20 protein-coding genes are annotated in these 16,700 nt (G+C 64.5%); 12 read left to right on the forward strand and 8 right to left on the reverse strand.

Annotation, left to right across the window (positions count from 1 at the left end; all coding sequences use genetic code 11):
* Positions 1-229 precede the first annotated feature (229 nt).
* Positions 230-1,687 carry a DEAD/DEAH box helicase gene (locus AC5Y5C_RS11560; protein ID WP_499972098.1) on the forward strand — a complete coding sequence of 486 codons (1,458 nt, stop codon included), beginning with the start codon at positions 230-232 and terminating at the stop codon, positions 1,685-1,687.
* Positions 1,684-2,904, forward strand: coding sequence for an Rv3212 family protein (locus tag AC5Y5C_RS11565; RefSeq protein WP_499972101.1), 1,221 nt, complete (start codon positions 1,684-1,686; stop codon positions 2,902-2,904). The genes AC5Y5C_RS11560 and AC5Y5C_RS11565 overlap by 4 nt, the downstream gene beginning before the upstream one ends.
* Before the next feature lie 82 nt (positions 2,905-2,986).
* On the opposite strand, the gene AC5Y5C_RS11570 is transcribed toward AC5Y5C_RS11565, so the two are convergent.
* A complete protein-coding gene (locus tag AC5Y5C_RS11570; protein WP_499972103.1) occupies positions 2,987-3,784 on the reverse strand; it encodes a ParA family protein in 798 nt (265 codons plus the stop codon).
* Between the two features lie 60 nt (positions 3,785-3,844).
* On the opposite strand from AC5Y5C_RS11570, the gene AC5Y5C_RS11575 reads away from it, so the two are divergent.
* The 3 genes from AC5Y5C_RS11575 to AC5Y5C_RS11585 are packed head-to-tail and all read left to right on the forward strand — an operon-like array spanning position 3,845 to position 6,078.
* Positions 3,845-4,456 (forward strand): acid phosphatase, encoded by a 612-nt coding sequence (locus tag AC5Y5C_RS11575; protein ID WP_499972105.1) that lies wholly within the window; start codon positions 3,845-3,847, stop codon positions 4,454-4,456.
* A 1-nt stretch (position 4,457) separates the two neighbouring features.
* Positions 4,458-5,600, forward strand: coding sequence for an isochorismate synthase (locus AC5Y5C_RS11580; protein ID WP_499972109.1), 1,143 nt, complete (start codon positions 4,458-4,460; stop codon positions 5,598-5,600).
* Positions 5,593-6,078, forward strand: a complete 486-nt coding sequence (locus AC5Y5C_RS11585; RefSeq protein WP_499972112.1) for a GNAT family N-acetyltransferase — start codon at positions 5,593-5,595, stop codon at positions 6,076-6,078. Before AC5Y5C_RS11580 ends, AC5Y5C_RS11585 begins: the two co-directional genes overlap by 8 nt.
* 2 nt (positions 6,079-6,080) lie before the next feature.
* Here the strand turns inward: AC5Y5C_RS11585 and AC5Y5C_RS11590 are convergent, their stop codons facing one another.
* Entirely contained in the window at positions 6,081-6,488 is a 408-nt protein-coding gene (locus tag AC5Y5C_RS11590) for a hypothetical protein (protein ID WP_499972116.1), read from the reverse strand.
* 76 nt (positions 6,489-6,564) lie between these two features.
* On the opposite strand from AC5Y5C_RS11590, the gene AC5Y5C_RS11595 reads away from it, so the two are divergent.
* Positions 6,565-7,542: a diacylglycerol/lipid kinase family protein gene (locus tag AC5Y5C_RS11595; RefSeq protein ID WP_499972120.1), complete on the forward strand. Its 978-nt coding sequence runs from the start codon at positions 6,565-6,567 to the stop codon at positions 7,540-7,542.
* A gap of 416 nt (positions 7,543-7,958) precedes the next feature.
* Positions 7,959-8,213 (forward strand): WhiB family transcriptional regulator, encoded by a 255-nt coding sequence (locus AC5Y5C_RS11600; RefSeq protein ID WP_005056343.1) that lies wholly within the window; start codon positions 7,959-7,961, stop codon positions 8,211-8,213.
* Between the two features lie 81 nt (positions 8,214-8,294).
* On the opposite strand, the gene AC5Y5C_RS11605 is transcribed toward AC5Y5C_RS11600, so the two are convergent.
* Together AC5Y5C_RS11605 and AC5Y5C_RS11610 are read right to left on the reverse strand one after the other, a co-directional pair.
* Positions 8,295-9,785: a sensor histidine kinase gene (locus AC5Y5C_RS11605; RefSeq protein ID WP_499972123.1), complete on the reverse strand. Its 1,491-nt coding sequence runs from the start codon at positions 9,783-9,785 to the stop codon at positions 8,295-8,297.
* An 11-nt stretch (positions 9,786-9,796) separates the two neighbouring features.
* A complete protein-coding gene (locus AC5Y5C_RS11610; protein WP_499972125.1) occupies positions 9,797-10,015 on the reverse strand; it encodes a biotin/lipoyl-binding carrier protein in 219 nt (72 codons plus the stop codon).
* Here AC5Y5C_RS11610 and AC5Y5C_RS11615 point away from each other — a divergent pair.
* Complete coding sequence (locus AC5Y5C_RS11615; RefSeq protein WP_499972127.1) at positions 9,998-10,189, forward strand: hypothetical protein; 192 nt, start codon at positions 9,998-10,000, stop codon at positions 10,187-10,189. The genes AC5Y5C_RS11610 and AC5Y5C_RS11615 overlap by 18 nt on opposite strands.
* Positions 10,190-10,206: 17 nt before the next feature.
* Complete coding sequence (locus AC5Y5C_RS11620; RefSeq protein ID WP_085988129.1) at positions 10,207-10,281, forward strand: 50S ribosomal protein bL37; 75 nt, start codon at positions 10,207-10,209, stop codon at positions 10,279-10,281.
* Between the two features lie 2 nt (positions 10,282-10,283).
* On the opposite strand, the gene rsrA is transcribed toward AC5Y5C_RS11620, so the two are convergent.
* Both rsrA and AC5Y5C_RS11630 read right to left on the reverse strand, forming a co-directional pair.
* The gene (gene rsrA, locus AC5Y5C_RS11625; protein WP_499972129.1) at positions 10,284-10,601 is read right to left on the reverse strand and encodes a mycothiol system anti-sigma-R factor; all 318 of its coding nucleotides are present in this window, start codon (positions 10,599-10,601) and stop codon (positions 10,284-10,286) included.
* The gene (locus tag AC5Y5C_RS11630) at positions 10,598-11,227 is read right to left on the reverse strand and encodes a sigma-70 family RNA polymerase sigma factor (protein ID WP_499973136.1); all 630 of its coding nucleotides are present in this window, start codon (positions 11,225-11,227) and stop codon (positions 10,598-10,600) included. Before AC5Y5C_RS11630 ends, rsrA begins: the two co-directional genes overlap by 4 nt.
* A gap of 227 nt (positions 11,228-11,454) precedes the next feature.
* Here AC5Y5C_RS11630 and AC5Y5C_RS11635 point away from each other — a divergent pair, with 227 nt between their 5' ends.
* Positions 11,455-11,973: an aminoacyl-tRNA deacylase gene (locus AC5Y5C_RS11635; RefSeq protein WP_499972131.1), complete on the forward strand. Its 519-nt coding sequence runs from the start codon at positions 11,455-11,457 to the stop codon at positions 11,971-11,973.
* Here the strand turns inward: AC5Y5C_RS11635 and AC5Y5C_RS11640 are convergent.
* Positions 11,960-12,742: an SOS response-associated peptidase gene (locus AC5Y5C_RS11640; RefSeq protein WP_499972133.1), complete on the reverse strand. Its 783-nt coding sequence runs from the start codon at positions 12,740-12,742 to the stop codon at positions 11,960-11,962. The two genes, AC5Y5C_RS11635 and AC5Y5C_RS11640, sit on opposite strands and share 14 nt — an antisense overlap.
* Before the next feature lie 67 nt (positions 12,743-12,809).
* Between AC5Y5C_RS11640 and aroA the strand changes: the two genes are divergently transcribed.
* The gene (aroA, locus tag AC5Y5C_RS11645; protein WP_499972136.1) at positions 12,810-14,141 is read left to right on the forward strand and encodes a 3-phosphoshikimate 1-carboxyvinyltransferase; all 1,332 of its coding nucleotides are present in this window, start codon (positions 12,810-12,812) and stop codon (positions 14,139-14,141) included.
* The gene (gene rsgA, locus AC5Y5C_RS11650; RefSeq protein WP_499972138.1) at positions 14,138-15,130 is read left to right on the forward strand and encodes a ribosome small subunit-dependent GTPase A; all 993 of its coding nucleotides are present in this window, start codon (positions 14,138-14,140) and stop codon (positions 15,128-15,130) included. The genes aroA and rsgA overlap by 4 nt, the downstream gene beginning before the upstream one ends.
* Positions 15,131-15,405: 275 nt before the next feature.
* On the opposite strand, the gene AC5Y5C_RS11655 is transcribed toward rsgA, so the two are convergent.
* Positions 15,406-16,635, reverse strand: a complete 1,230-nt coding sequence (locus AC5Y5C_RS11655) for a fatty acid desaturase family protein (RefSeq protein WP_499972139.1) — start codon at positions 16,633-16,635, stop codon at positions 15,406-15,408.
* Positions 16,636-16,700 lie beyond the last annotated feature (65 nt).

Consider the following 16,700-nt stretch of genomic DNA (forward strand, 5'->3'; position numbering starts at 1 on the left):
CGATCCGCGCGGCAAACCACGGCGAATCGGAAAATCGCAGCTCACCCGCTATCATGGATACGGGACGAACGCGCTGACCATGAAGTGCTCAGAGAGTTCTCCCACAGGAAATGTGCGTGCACGTGCTGCCCTCGCCGCCAGATGCGAGCCCGGCCCCTTGGAATCCTAGGAATCCGACCTACCGATCGTGCGCGCTGAGCGAAAACACGAAAGGTACGTACACCCACACATGAGTCATATCGAACACACCTTTGCCCAGCTCGGCGTTCGCGACGAGATTGTCCGGGCCCTGAGCGAAGCGGGAATCGAGCATCCGTTCGCCATCCAAGAGCTCACTCTTCCCCTCGCCCTCGCCGGCTCCGACCTCATCGGCCAGGCCCGCACCGGCATGGGCAAGACCTACGCATTCGGCGTCCCACTGCTACATCGCATCGCCACCGGCGTCGAGGACCGACCGCTCAACGGCACCCCCCGCGCCCTCGTCGTGGTACCGACTCGCGAGCTGTGCATCCAGGTCTATGAAGACCTCACCAGAGCGTCCAAGTACCTGTCGGCCGGTGACCGCGACTTCAGCGTTGTCGCCATCTACGGCGGACGCCCGTACGAGGCGCAGATCGAGTCGCTCCGTGCCGGCGCCGACGTCGTAGTGGGGACGCCGGGTCGACTCCTGGACCTCGCGCAGCAGGGGCACCTGCAGCTGGGCGGTCTGGCGATGCTGGTACTCGATGAGGCCGACGAGATGCTGGACCTGGGCTTCCTGCCCGATATCGAGCGCATTCTTGCGCTGGCGCCGTCCGCCGAATCGGGGCGGCAATCGATGCTGTTCTCGGCGACGATGCCCGACGCGATCATCACCCTGGCCCGCACCTTCATGAATCGTCCGACCCACATCCGGGCCGAAGCTCCCCACTCATCGTCGGTGCACGATACGACCGAGCAGTTCGTCTACCGGGCGCACGCCCTGGACAAGATCGAGCTGGTCAGCCGCATCCTGCAGGCCGAGGGCCGCGGCGCCACCATGATCTTCACCCGCACCAAGCGGACCGCGCAGAAGGTGTCCGACGAGCTGGCGGAGCGCGGTTTCATCGTCGGCGCGGTACACGGCGACCTCGGTCAGATCGCTCGCGAAAAGGCACTGTCCGCCTTCCGCTCCGGTGAGATCACCGTGCTGGTCGCCACCGACGTGGCCGCCCGCGGTATCGACATCGACGATGTCACACACGTCATCAACTACCAGTGTCCCGAGGACGACAAGACCTACGTGCACCGCATCGGACGCACCGGCCGTGCCGGACGCACCGGTATCGCGGTCACCCTCGTAGACTGGGACGACATTGCGCGCTGGCAGCTGATCGACAAGGCACTCGGCCTCGGTGTGCCCGATCCCGACGAAACCTATTCGACCTCAGCGCATTTGTTCACCGAGATGAACATCCCCACTGGCGTCGCCGGCTCGGTCGGAGCCAAGTTCACCGGCGGACCAAAGCGCCGCGAGCCCCGCGCTGAGCGCACAGAAAGCGACAAGCCCAAGCGCACCCGCACCCGTCGACGTACTCGCGCAGGCGAGGCCGCCGACAATTCGGTCGCCGAAGCGCCTGCGGCGGTGGCCACCACGGAAGGTGACCAGCCCGCTCCCGCGCGCCGTCGTCGGCGCCGTCGTCCGGCTGCGACCACCGCCACGGCGTGATCGCACCGGAGCGGCGCACCCGGGCCGACATCATTGCTGCGGCGGTGATCGCCGTCGCGGTCGCCGTTACCGGCACCACAATCTGGTGGACCAGCGATGCTCGCGCCACCGTCAGCCACCCCGCCGCCGGGAACATCAAACGCCCGATGAGCGCTACCCGGGTTCCCGACTCGGTGCGCGAGCTGTGGTCGGCCGCAAGTGCAGCCACGAAGGGACCGGTCATCGCGGGCGGTGCGATCGTCAGCGCCGATGGGCACGACGTGGTGGGCCATGACCCGATGACCGGTGCACAGCTGTGGTCCTATGCGCGCCGCAACCTCGATCTGTGCGGCGCGATCGGCTTCATCGACGACGCGGTGGCGGTCTATCGAGATGCACGCGGATGCGGCCAGGTCACCATGATCGACGGGCAGACCGGCCGTAGGGGTCCGTTGCGCAGCAGCGCGAATGACCCGAAGGTCTCACTGTCGACCGACGGCACTTACGTGCTGGCACTCGGTAGTACCCGGCTCGAGCTGTGGCGTTCGGACATGGTGCGCACCCTGGAGTACGGACGGGTCGTGGCTCCCCTGAATCCCAACAGCCAGCCCCGAGTGGACTGCACGCTGAAATCGGGTGCCGTGGGGTCCAGCGTGCTCGCAGTGCTGGAGACCTGCCCGCAGGACTCCACCCTGCGGCTGACGCTGCAGAAGCCGACACCGAAGGACAACGACAAACCCGAGGAGCTCTACTCGAAGGCGCTGCCGGGGGTTGAACGTGGCTCGGCTGCCAAGGTGCTCGCTGTCGCGGACACCCGGTCGGCCGTATACCTGCCCGGCACCCACAATGAGCTGGTGGTGTTCGACGACCACGGCATGCGCGTCGGCGCCACGGCCCTGCCGGGTGAGGTGGTCCAGTCGAACACCGCCGCCCAAGCCGGCGACGTTGTCACCTGGTGGACGGGCAATCAGGTGTTGGTACTGGGCGCCTTCGATCTCTCCTACCGATTCGTGCTTCCCACCACCAAAAAGCCCTTGGGGCCGGGCACTGCCATGGCCGGTGAGCTGTTGATCCCCGTCGAAGGCGGGATCGACGTCTTCAACATGACCACCGGAGAATTCCGGAAATCCATTGCAGTGCAACGTGGCCCGGCCGAGGAAAAGGGGCCTGTCATCAGCGCTGTCATCGGCAATACGTTGATCGAACAGCGCGGGTCACGAGTCTTCGCGCTGGGGTGAATCCCCTGTGCCGAGTCTGCGGCTCACGACGTTTTCAGGCCGGAAACCGTCGTGAAATGCAGACTCGACGGGAGAACGGATATCAGTCCACGGGCGGGGCGAAAGTCGGCATGGCCTTGCCGCTCTTCCAGTGCTTCACCAGGCTCTGCGCCAGCTCGCGATAGGCCACCGCACCCTTGTTCTTGCGGCCCGCAAGCACCGACGCACCCGAGGCACTCGCCTCCGCGAACCGCACTGTCCGGGGAATCGGCGGCGCAAGCACCGGCAGCTCGTAACGATCGGCCACATCCAGCAGCACATCGCGGCTGTGCGTGGTTCGCGAGTCGTACAGCGTGGGCAGCGCACCAAGCAGCGTCAGCCCAGGGTTCGTGATCTGCTGGACATCAGTCACCGTCCGCAGGAACTGGCCCACTCCCCGGTGCGCCAACGTCTCGCATTGCAGCGGCACCATCACCGAGTCGGCCGCCGTCAAGCCGTTCAGAGTCAACACGCCCAGCGATGGCGGGCAGTCGATGATCACCACATCGAACCCGTCCCCCAGCGATTCGAGCGCCCGCTTCAGCGCGTACTCGCGGCCGGCTCGCATCAGCAGCATCGCCTCGGCGCCGGCCAGGTCGATGTTCGCGGGCAGTAGCGTCAGATCCTCAGCCGTGGTGACCAGCGCTTCCTTGATATCTGCCTGCCCCAACAGCACCTCATGCACCGAGACCCCCAGCCGGTCCGGGTCCTGCCCCAACGAGAACGTCAGGCAGCCCTGCGGATCCAAGTCAACCAGCAGAACCTTCTTACCGGCCTGGGCCAACGCCGCGCCGAGGGACGCGACCGTCGTGGTTTTGGCCACCCCGCCCTTTTGATTGGCTACCGCCAGCACCCGAGTCACGCCCACATACTGGCATGCCGAAGGCGATCACGACGGAAGTCGGTACGGCACAATCAACCTGTGTCCGCCCCCCAAAACCGAATGTTGTTGCTACGCCACGGCGAAACCGAATGGTCAAAGAACGGCAGACATACCGGTCGCACCGACCTAGATCTCACGGAAATCGGTCGTGCCCAGGCCGTGGCGGCACGAGAGGTACTGGCCAATCTCGATCTGAATGAGCCCTTGGTGCTGAGCAGTCCGCGCCGGCGCGCGATTCAGACTGCCGAGCTGGCAGGTCTGAACGTCGCCGAGGCCTGGGAGGATCTGGCCGAATGGGACTACGGCGACTACGAAGGCCTCACCACGCCGCAGATCCGCGAGAACGACCCGGGTTGGCTGGTGTGGACGCACGGCTGCCCCGGTGGCGAATCGGTGACTCAGGTACAGGCCCGAGCCGATCAGGTCATCGCCAAGATCGCCGCCGAGCTCAGCCAACGCGATGTGCTGCTGGTGGGTCATGGCCATTTTTCGCGCGCGCTCATGACCCGGTGGATCGATCTTCCGCTGGAACAGGGCACTCGCCTCGGTATGGCTACGGCCTCCATTGCGGTGGGCGGGCATGAGCACGGCCAGCGCCAGGTGGCCGCACTGGGGCTGACCGGGTATCGGCACCCGGTACCGTCAAGCTGACATGACGGCCACCGACTCCCCCGCGCGCCCACATTTCGTAATGTCGCGAGCCGCCGATGCGCTGTACGCGTACGGCCGCGAGGCCGCGTACGACGACATCGCGAGCGCCGCGGAGGCCCTGCGCACCGGACGGCACCACATACTGGTCGGTGCACTTCCTTTTGACACCTCCACACCGGCAGCGCTGACAGTTCCGGTGACGGTCGAACACAGGCAGCCACAAGAGTTCTACGGCACCATGCCGAATATTCTTGTAACACAACAAATACCGGAGCCCTCCGAACATCTGCGGCGCGTCACCGAGGCCATCGATGTGCTTCGCGACACCACCAGTGGGCTATCCAAGGTCGTCCTCGCGCGCGTGCTCGAAATGCAAGCCGACGCACCCGTGGATGCGTTGATGCTGACGCATCGGCTGATCCGAAACGACACCGACGCCAACAGTTTTTGTGTGGACCTCTCCCCCGCCGGTGACCGATTCCGCGGGCACACCCTGGTGGGTTGCAGTCCGGAACTGTTGGTGGAACGCCGCGGAGACATGGTGATCTGTCACCCGTTCGCCGGTTCCGCCCCTCGGTCCGACGATCCATCACTGGATCGGCGCACGGGCGAAAACCTTGCGGGCTCGCACAAGAACCGTCACGAACACTCCGTGGTGATCGATCAGCTGCGTGAGGACCTGGCGTCGCTATGCGTCGATGTCCAGGTTCCGCCGGAGCCGACGCTGAGCCGCACCGCCGCACTCTGGCACCTCAGCACCTCGATCAGCGCCCGGCTACGCCAAAGTTCTACCACTGCACTTGATTTGGCCGTGGCACTGCATCCCACTCCGGCGGTATGCGGCACCCCCACCGAGACGGCCGCCAACCTGATCGCGCGCATCGAGGGTGATCGCGGATTCTATGCGGGCGCGGTCGGCTGGTGTAACGGCAGCGGGGACGGACGCTGGGCCGTATCGATCCGCTGCGCCGAACTGTCGGCCGACGGCACCGGGATCCGCGCCTACGCCGGCGGCGGCCTTGTTGCCGAATCGGACCCCCAAGACGAGCTGTCCGAGACCACCGTCAAATTCCGGACCGTATTGGCAGGATTAGGAGCCGAGATCGATGAGCCACTTGGGCGAAGAGAATCCAACAGTGAGTAACACCCGGGTACGCCGTGCCACCGAAACCGACGTCCCGGCCATTGTCGGCCTGATCGAGGATCTCGCGGAGTACGAGAAGGCGCGTGATGAGTGCCAGATCAACCAGGAACAGCTCCACAAGGCGCTATTCGGTTCGGCTCCAGCCCTTTTCGCGCACGTCGCGGAGGCAGACGGCGTGGTCTGTGGCACCGCGGTGTGGTTCCTGAACTTCTCCACCTGGACCGGTCAACACGGCATCTACCTTGAGGACCTATACGTCAAGCCCGAGCAGCGTGGTACCGGCCTGGGCAAGGCGTTGTTGTCGGCACTGGCCGCAGAATGCGTGGCCAACGGCTACACACGACTGGATTGGGCTGTACTGGACTGGAACACACCGTCCATCACGTTCTACGACTCGCTGGGCGCCAATCCGCAATCGGACTGGATCACCTACCGGCTACAGGGCCCGGCGTTGGCGGAGCTGGCCTCAAACCGCTGACGCTAGTCGGATTCGTCAGCGGCGACCTCGTCACCGCTGGCCCACATCTGGGCGGTGGGGCTGAACAGTAGCGCCAGCGCGACCACCGCGACGATGGCGATGGGTACACCCAGCGCGGGCTGATGCGACCCGACGGCCGCGTACCAGGCGACGGGCAGGAGCAGCAGCTGCATCATCACCGCGATACCTCTGCCCCAACGTTTCCCTGTGGCGAGGGCGAGACCCGCGGCAAGCACCGCAGTGCCGAATGTTGCGAACCAGGCGGCCGTGCCGTACCCGTTCACCAGATGCTGATCGGCGCCGCTGGCCGCGCGCACCACCAGAACCACCGCGATCACCAATCCGACGGCGCCTTCACCGGCAACGATCATCCCGGCGCGGCGGACGGTGTTCGGAACAGCTGTGGTCACATGACAAGCCTATGTGGACCCATCGCCACTGTGATGAGCAGCTTGCGCGGAGAACATCCGACTAGGCTCATGCCCCGTGCGTGCGGTCCTCATCGTGAATCCCAATGCCACCTCGACGACGGCGGCTGGGCGTGACCTGTTGGCTCACGCACTCGAAAGCCGTGTGCACCTGGAGGTTCTGCACACCGACCACCGCGGTCACGCCAGCGAGCTGGCCCGCCGTGCCGCCGACAATGGGGCGGCGGTCATCGTCGTACACGGCGGCGATGGCACGGTCAGCGAGGTGGTGAACGGGCTGCTTGGTCAACCGGGACATCCGGCGCCCGGTCCGTTGCCCGCCATCGCGGTGGTTCCGGGCGGTTCGGCCAATGTGTTCGCCCGGACGCTGGGCATATCGGCAGACCCGGTTCAGGCCACCAATCAAGTCGTCGATCTTCTGGACGAGCACCGTCGCGAACAGCGACGATGGCGCCGTATCGGACTTGGGCACTGCGGCGAGCGCTGGTTCATCTTCAACGCGGGTATGGGCTTGGACGGCGAGGTGGTTGCCGCGATGGAGGCTCACCGCAACAAGGGCAAGCAGGTGACGGCGGGGCGCTATGTCACGCGCGCGGTACTGAGCTTCTTCCGCGCCGCCCGGCGCCAGCCGACCCTCACCGTCGAGCTGCCCGGCCACGAGCCGCAAACGGGTATCCATTTCGCGTTCATCAACAACTCCAACCCGTGGACGTACGCCAACGAGCGCGCCATCTGGACAAATCCTGGCACCGGTTTCGAGAGCGGTTTGGGCGTCTTCGCGTCGAAGAGCATGAACGTGATGGCGAATCTTCGCCTGGTACGCCACATGGTGGGCACACCTCGCCTGGACCGTCCCTCTGCCAGTCATCTGCTGCGGGAAGACGATGTCCCCTGGGTGCGGATACGGGCGTCAGCACCGATCGCCACGCAGGTCGACGGTGATTTCCTGGGGATGCGCAGTGACCTGACGTTCACGGCGGAGCCCGACGTTCTCGACGTAGTTGCGCCGGCAAAACCCGTCGACGCACGTTTCTGAGCCCTACCTGAGGCGCAATAGTGTTGGGCGCCAGCCCGTTCCGGACACAGCCGACTCACAGGCGAAACGCGGTCCACGTCACACCTGGACCGGGTGGGCTGTACTACTTCATGTAGTCGAGGTTCGGCGGGCCGTGATGTTACTCACCGGTAGCACTAGGTAACCTGGGAAAATAGGGGAATCTCGCCAGATTCAAGGCGCAGATCGGTTTAGTGTAGTACAAACGAATGTGGAGTCCGCAGACACCACCCCCAAGTGAGATTGACCACGTGTTAACTCACGCTATTGACTTCTGCTGAGCTTGTGAAACGATCGGAAGCAACAGTGCAGAAACATTTGGTACGCACGCGTTAACAGCCGAAAAACATTGATCTCGTGCGCTTCTGGCGCGCGCGATGAAAAAGGAGTGCACAACTATGGATTGGCGCCATAAGGCGGTCTGTCGCGACGAGGATCCCGAACTGTTTTTCCCCGTAGGGAACAGCGGACCGGCCCTCGCCCAGATCGCTGACGCAAAGCTCGTCTGTAACCGCTGTCCGGTGACGACCGAGTGCCTTACCTGGGCGCTGGAGTCGGGCCAGGACGCTGGTGTGTGGGGTGGTCTCAGCGAGGATGAGCGCCGTGCCCTCAAGCGTCGCAACGCTCGCGCTCGCGCCCGCAGCGCCGTCTAACGCCGCAGCATTACAGAACCCGGCACAGTTGGTGCCGGGTTCTTTGCTGTTCGGGGCCGGATCGCGTGCCGCGCAGAAACGTCAGGCCATCAAGCGAGCACGCCGGCCCAACGGCACCCGAAGCACCGCGTTTGTTCCACCCGCTGGGTCGCTGCGCATATCCAGTGAGCCGTCGATCTCCGCCGACACCAGCGTCCTGACGATCTGCAATCCCAGCCGGTCCGACGTCTCCACGCTGAATCCGTCGGGAAGTCCGCGCCCGTCGTCGTGCACGACGACGTCAAGCCAGCGCGCCGACCGCTCAGCCCTGATGATCACCTGGCCCTGAGCACCCTCTTCGAAGGCGTGCTCAATGGCGTTCTGCACCAGCTCGGTGATCACCATGATCAGCGGTGTCGCACGGTCGGAGTCGAGCACTCCCAGCGCACCCTCCCGGGAGACACGGACCTTGGTGTCGACGGTGGCCACATCGGTCATGATCGGCATGATCCGGTCGATCACCTCGTCGAGGTTGACCTCCTCGTCCACCGACATCGACAACGCATCGTGGACCAACGCGATAGACGACACCCGCCGGACCGACTCGAAGAGCGCTTCGCGGGCTTCCTCGTTCTGGGTCCGTCGGGCCTGCAGCCGCAGCAGCGCGGCCACGGTCTGCAAATTGTTTTTCACCCGGTGGTGGATCTCGCGGATGGTGGCGTCCTTGGACAGCAGTGCCCGATCGCGGCGCTTGACCTCGGTCACGTCACGGGTCAGCAGCAGCGCCCCCACCGATGCACCGCGCACGATGAGCGGCAGCGTGCGGATGAGCACCGCGGCACCGCGTGCGTCGACCTCCATGCGCATACTCGGACCGCCGGAAAGCACATCGCGGATGTGCGCAGCCAGCTCCTGTCCCTCGAAGGGGTCCGAGATCAGCGGCTTGGTGACCTCCATGAGGTCATGTCCCTGCAGATCACTGGCCAATCCCATGCGGTGATACGCCGACAACGCGTTGGGGCTGGCGTATCGAACCTCACCGGAGACATCGAGTCTGATGAACCCGTCGCCTACCCGGGGGCTGGAGCGCGACATCGCCTGATCTGCCACGTTCGGAAACGTTCCCTCGGTGAGCATCAGCAGCAGATCGCCCGCACACTCCAGATACGCCCGTTCCAGCACGCCCTTCTTAAGCCGAGAGGCCAACGCGGTCTGATGGGTCAGTACGGCCACCGTCCGGTCCCCACAACGCACCGGGACCGCCTCCACGTTGAGCTCGGAGGCGTGCTCGGTCAGGTCCGAGTCACTTTCACGCTCGATGGCACCCGAGGTGAACGCCGCTTCTACCAGCGGAACGTCTGAAGTCTTGGCGATGGTGCCCACGGCGTCGCTGTCGATGATGGTCGGCGCGGTGTTGGGGCGGCACTGGGCGACGCAGACGAAGGCGTCGTCGTCGCGGCGCACCCACATCAGGTAGTCGGCGAAGGAGAGGTCTGCCAGCAGCTGCCATTCGGCAACGACAGCGTGCAGGTGATCGACCGCTTCACCTGGCAGCATGGTGTGCTCGGCAAGCAGGTCACCGAGAGTCGACATGTGGTGGCGATCTAGTTGTCGATGACGGCGATCAAGTCGCCGGCCTGGATCACGTCGCCCACAGAAACGCTCACGTCACCGACGGTTCCCGCCACTTCGGCAAGCACCGGAATCTCCATCTTCATGGACTCCAGCAGGACAATGGTGTCGCCTTCAGCGATTGCGTCACCCTTCTCGACGAGCACTTCCAGCACGCTGGCCACGATCTCGGCGTGTACTTCCTCGGCCACCTGCGCGCCACCTCGCTCTCGTCGACATCCGGTTACTGGTCCTCAGTATCGAACCACACGTACGGGATCCACGCGTTCAACCACCCTCACCGGCATGAGAGAATGGGTACACACACCGGCGCGCGTTATGCGCAGCTGGCCTGTCAGCCGGGCTCACACCCGGAACCCATTTGATCGGTAAGGAGATTCCCATGGCCAAGCGTGGTCGCAAGAAGCGCAGCCGTAAGCACAACGCCGCCAACCACGGCAAGCGTCCCAACAGCTAGCGCTAAGAGCTCTCAGCCCGCTGCTCGATGACAGTGGTCTGAGTGATCTTCAACTTAAGACGCTCACGTAGCCCGTCAGGTGCCTTTTCTCCACCGCACTTGCGGGCTACGAGTGTTTTGATCTGCTCTTCAATGCCGTAATGCTGTAGGCAGCCCGGGCATTCTTCGAGATGATGCCGCAGCCGCGCGCTGTTCTCCGCACTGCATTCACCGTCGAGGAGGGTCCACACCTCCGCGATCACCTCGGCGCAACCCGATACCTCGCAGTTGCCACCCTTGTCGGCACTGCCGGCACTCTTCTTCAGTTCACCGTCGGTCATGCCCGGCCCTCCGCCAACTCATTCTTGCGCAGGAAGCCACGGTCCTTGGCCACTTCGGCCAGCAATTCGCGAAGCTGCCGGCGGCCGCGGTGCAACCGCGACATGACCGTGCCGATCGGGGTGTCCATGATCTCGGCGATCTCCTTGTAGGGGAAGCCTTCGACGTCCGCGTAGTACACGGCCATCCGGAATTCTTCCGGCAGCTTATTCAACGCTTCTTTGATTTCGTCGTCAGGCAGCGCATCGAGCGCCTCGATCTCGGCCGACCGCAGCCCCGTCGAGGTGTGCTCGGCATTCGCGGCCAGCTGCCAGTCGGTGATCTCCTCGGTCGGATACTCCGCCGGCTGACGCTGCTTCTTGCGATAGATATTGATGTAGGTATTCGTCAGAATCCGGTACAGCCAGGCCTTGAGATTGGTGCCCTCTTTGAAGGTTCCGAACCCGGCATAGGCCTTGACCATCGTCTCCTGAACCAGGTCCTCCGCGTCCGCGGGGTTTCTCGTCATCCGTAAGGCGGCGCCGTACAGCTGATCCAGCAGCGGTAACGCGTCACGCTCGAAGCGTGCGGCCCGCTCAGCCTCCGTCTCGACACGAACCAGACCCGGGAGTTCTGCAGCGCTGTCCATGCTTGTCACGGCGGTCCTTTCGGTAGCGACACCGACCATACGGATCGGCACCGACATCGGACGTTCGAGGCACGCCATTGTCACCTGCAATACCCCTTCCGTGTTGAGGACCATAGTCCGCTCGTTGCGGACATAGTGCTCAACACCGACGCATGCCGGGGTATTTCCCAAAGTATCTCGACTGTCAACTCGAAATTCACTGGACCCGGAGCGCTACTGTCCACATCGTGGGTTCCAAGGCCGTCAAAGCTGCTACTCCGGCCGTCGCCGCGCTGATCGCTGCCGGGGTCGACTATGAACTGTTGCCGTATGAACACCGCCCCGGAGAGAACGCGTTTGGCGACGAGGCGGTACGCGCGCTGGCGGGCGCGCCGGTGGGCACCGCCTTAGTTCCCGAGCAGATCTTCAAGACACTGCTGATCTCACTGGACCGCGGGACGGATCTAGCGGTCGCGGTCATCCCGGTCCCCGCGACCCTCTCGCTTAAGGCTGCGGCGGCGGCTCTCGGCCGCGGGAAGGCCACCATGGCCGATCCGGCGGCAGCCGAGCGCAGTTCCGGCTACGTGGTCGGCGGGATCTCTCCGCTCGGGCAACGAAAACCATTGCCCACCGTTATCGATTCGTCCGCCCTCACCTGGGATCGCATCCTGTGCAGTGCCGGAAAGCGCGGGCTGCAGATGGCGCTGGCACCCAGCGACCTGGTCCGGCTCGCCAACGCTGTGACGGCATCCGTCACAGCAGGGTGATCTGCTCCCCCACGGCCGGGGACCCGTCATCCGGTACGAGCAGGTCCGGACCATTGTTCGCGACACTGTTCACCAGCGATGACACCTGCCGCGTTTCGATGCCGGTTGTCTGGCCCGCGGGCTGCAGCAGGCGCTGATCCAGGTCCTGGTCCGGATCCAGCCATCGATCCCACGATTCGGCCCCCAGCATCAACGGCATCCGATCGTGAATCTCCAGCAATGGGCCGACGGCATCGGTGGTGACGATCGTGCAGCTCAACAGGGGCGCCGCGTCCTGCCGTTGTACGCCGGCGGGCTTCCACACCGACCACAAACCCGCCGCGAACAATCGCTTCCCCTCGCCGGCGTTCATATAGAACGCCGTCTTGGCGCCTTCCTGTTTACGCCACTCGTACCACCCATCCATCGGAACGAGGCACCGCTTGGACTGCGCCGCGACACGGAAGGTTGCGGCCGTGGCGAGAGTTTCGGCTCGGGCATTGATCAGCGGCGCGCCCTTGGCCTGCGGCCGGCCGTCTTCGCGTGCCTTGGCCCACGTCGGCACCAAACCCCAGCGCATGGCGCGGATACGACGGGTGGGAACGTCGCCGGGCTCGCGATGTCTTGCCACTACCGTGAGTACCGGATCGGTCGGTGCGACGTTGTAGTTCGGGATGGTGGGAAGCTGCTGCGATTCGGTTGACTGACTCACCCTGCCGATCTCGTCCGCCGCGTCGATCTCGGCGGCGAGCAGCGCCGGGTCGATCGTCACCGCGAACCGTCCGCACATATCGCCATCGTGCCACCGGTAGGGGCCGGTGCGGTCACCGCAGGTGTGCGTCCGGGACAATAGGACGGTGACAAGCGGACACTGGCAGGCACCCACGATCGGCGGTTCCGTCAACGCGACCATCACCATGCCCGGCTCGAAATCTCAGACCAATCGGGCGTTCGTCCTCGCCGCGCTGGCCGCACGTGGGGGCGGCACCTCAACGGTGTCCGGCGCATTGCGCAGCCGTGACACCGACCTCATGATCGGCGCGCTACGCGCGCTGGGATGTGATGTCGCGGGCGACGGCACCGACCTGACGATCTCCCCCGGAGCCGGCGACGGTGACACCTCGACCGTCGACTGCGGCCTGGCCGGAACGGTCCTTCGCTTCCTGCCGCCGGTAGCCGCACTTCGCCACGCCCCCACCATCTTTGACGGTGACGATCAGGCACGTGCCCGGCCCATCGCTCCCCTGCTGGACGCACTGCGTGCGATCGGAGTCGGCATCGACGGGCAGCACCTGCCGTTCACAGTGACCGGCACCGGGCAGGTGCGCGGCGGCGAGGTTGGCGTCGACGCCTCCGGCTCGTCCCAATTCGTTTCCGGCCTGCTGCTTTCCGGCGCCGCATTCACAGACGGCCTGACGGCGGTAAACACGGCGGACGTGCTGCCCTCGGGGCCGCATGTGGTCATGACGGTGACGATGTTGCGTGAGGCGGGCATCGCGGTAGACGACTCCACCCCGGGCCGCTGGCATATCGATCCACAGCCAATTCCGGCGCACCACTGGGTGATCGAGCCGGATTTATCGAACGCACTGGCCTTTATCGCACCGGCGTTGGCTACCGGCGGAACCGTGCGCATCATCGGCTGGCCGCGAAAATCCACTCAGCCCGCACGCCAGATCGAGGACGTGGTGCGCCGGTTCGCAGACAGCGTCTCGCTGACGGATTCGCATCTGGAGGTCACCGGCCAGAGCGGCTATGGCGGTGTCGATCTGGACCTCGGCGAGGTCGGCGAGCTGACCCCGACGGTGGCGGCTCTGGCCGCTCTTGCCGAGCCCGGGAGCGTCTCCACACTGCGCGGCGTCGCCCATCTGCGAGGGCACGAAACAGATCGACTCAAGGCGCTCGCCCACGAAATCAACTCCCTCGGCGGGCGATGTGAGGAAACTGAGGACGGGCTGCGGATAGTCGCCACAGGTCTGCACGGCGGGGTCTGGGGCTCGTACGCAGATCACCGGATGGCCACGGCCGGAGCCCTTGTCGGCCTGAAGGTCCCGGGAGTGTCCGTCGACGACATCGCCACCACTAGCAAGACGCTGCCCGACTTCCCCGGAATGTGGGCCGACATGCTCGCCCAGGCCGAAGCTCCTCGCGTAAACGGCTCATCGGGACCGGGCGGTCGCGCCTCTTGAGCCCACGCGAGTACGACGAGTCCGACGCCCGCATCCGGCCGGGCCGACGCTCGCGGCCTCGCACCAAGAATCGTCCCGAGCATGCCGACGCGGTGCCCGCGATGGTCATCACCGTGGACCGCGGCCGCTGGGGTTGTGTGTTGCAGGATGGTTCGGCACCGGACGCCCGCCGTCACGTCACCGCAATGCGGGCACGAGAACTCGGCCGTACCCCGATTGTGGTGGGCGACACCGTAAGCCTGGTCGGCGATCTATCCGGGCGCCCCGACGCACTGGCCCGCATCGTAAGGCTGGAGGAACGGCGAACGGTGTTGCGCCGCACCGCCGATGACACCGACCCCTTCGAACGCATCTTTGTGGCCAACGCCGACCAACTGCTGATCGTGGTGGCGGTCGCCGATCCCCCACCGCGCACCGGACTGGTCGAGCGCACGCTTATCGCGGCCTATGCGGGAGGCCTCATCCCAATCCTGGCCCTCACCAAAACCGACCTCGCGGACCCCGATTCGTTCGCCATGCAATTCGCCGATCTCGACCTGCAGGTCATCAAGGTGGGACGCGATGCGCCGCTAGAACCCATCATGGAAATACTGTCCGGCCGTCTCACCGCGCTGCTCGGCCATTCCGGTGTGGGCAAGTCCACATTGGTGAATCGCCTTGTCCCCGAGGCCCACCGAGCCACAGGTGAGGTGACTGGGGTCGGTAAGGGGCGCCACACCTCGACCCAATCGATAGCGCTCCCGCTGCATCCGTCGGGCTGGGTCATCGACACCCCGGGTATCAGGTCGTTCGGTTTGGCCCATATCCAGCCGTCCGATGTGGTGGCCGCGTTCAGCGACCTGGCCGGGGCCATCGATGACTGCCCGCGCGGCTGCCAGCACCTTGGCCCACCGGCAGATCCCGAATGCATGCTCGACGAGCTGACGGGGGCATCGGCGAAACGGGTGATAGCGGTTCGCCAGTTGCTTTCTGTGTTAACAACGTCCTAACTCTTGGTTGCGAGGCCCTTCTCGGATCGCGCGAACAGCACACACCGATTAGCGTTGCCATCAGTGGCTGCGACGGAGACAGCCAATGAGGGTCAGGGGCTGACAGATGACGAGTTACTTCCGCAGAATCGCAAGCGTGGCAGCCATTTCCGCATGTGGTGTCGCTGCCTGGGCAACCATGTGGCTATCCGTCTCCGGCCTGGGATAGCCGCACCGCAATCCAACGTAAAAGCCCCCGACGCTCGCAAGCGTTCGGGGGCTTTTACGTTCTCTCGTCAGACCTTGACGCTACGCCGGGTCTTCCTGCGTTCGCGCACGGCCGCAAAGGCGGACTTCAGCCCGCGCCGTTCGCGCGGCTCCAAATCGTCAAACATCTTGACGCTGCGGGTTTCCGGGGCGTTGTCGGCAGTGTATTTCAGGTACTTGTCCGGCAATGACAGCTTGGCGATGGTCCGCCACGCCTTGGCGTATTGCACCAGGAACGGGCCGGAGGTGTACGGCAGGTCGTACTTGTCGCATAGTTCACGCACTCGCACCGCCACTGTGGACAACCGGTTACTCGGCAGATCCGGGAACAGGTGATGCTCGATCTGATGGCACAGGTTGCCGCTCATGAAGGCCATTCCTGGGCCGGCGTCAAAGTTGGCGCTGCCCAACATCTGTCGCAGATACCATTGACCCTGCGTCTCGTTCTCCAGGTCTTGCTTGGTGAACTTCTCGGCACCATCCGGGAAGTGTCCGCAGAAAATGACGGCGTTGGACCAGATGTTCCGGATCACGTTGGCCAGCGCGTTGGCGGTGGCGGTCTTACGGAAACTGCCCGACGGCGAGAGCGCGCTGGCTGCGGGGTACAGGACATAATCCTTGGCCACCTGCTTGCCTATCTTGGCCAGCACCTCTTCACGTTTGGCCGCGAACTCTTCCTTGTCTGCGCGCCCCTGTGCCACCTTGCCCAGCTCCAAATGCTGTGCACCAACACCCCATTCGAACAGGAGCATCAGCAATGTGTTGTACGCAAGGTTGCCCAGATTGAATGGCGACCACTTCTTGTCGCGGGTGATGCGGAGCAGCCCGTAGCCCACGTCATCGTCCATGCCAAGCACATTCGTGTACTTGTGGTGGATGTAGTTGTGGGTCTGCTTCCAGTGCGAGGACGGGTCCACCATGTCCCATTCCCAGTTGGAGGAATGGATTTCGGGATCGTTCATCCAGTCCCACTGGCCGTGCATGACGTTGTGACCGATCTCCATGTTCTCGACGATCTTGGCCACGCCGAGAGTCACTGCTCCGGCCCACCAGGCCGACCGCTTCTTGCTCGCCGCCAGCAGCACTCGCCCGGTCAATTCCAGGGTTCGCTGCGCCGCGATGGTACGACGGATATAGCGGCGGTCGGCAGCTCCGAGCGATTCCTCGACATCTCGACGGATCGCGTCCAGCTCGTGCCCCAGGGCTTCAACATCAGCCTCGGTGAGGTGCGCGAATTCCTGGATATCCGAAATTGCCATCTGTGAGCTCCCTTCGCCGGTCCGTGCCTACGTTACCGTAACCTACGGTAACGTAGGTTACTAGA

The sequence above is a fragment of the Mycobacterium sp. NGS15 genome, from assembly GCF_059813245.1.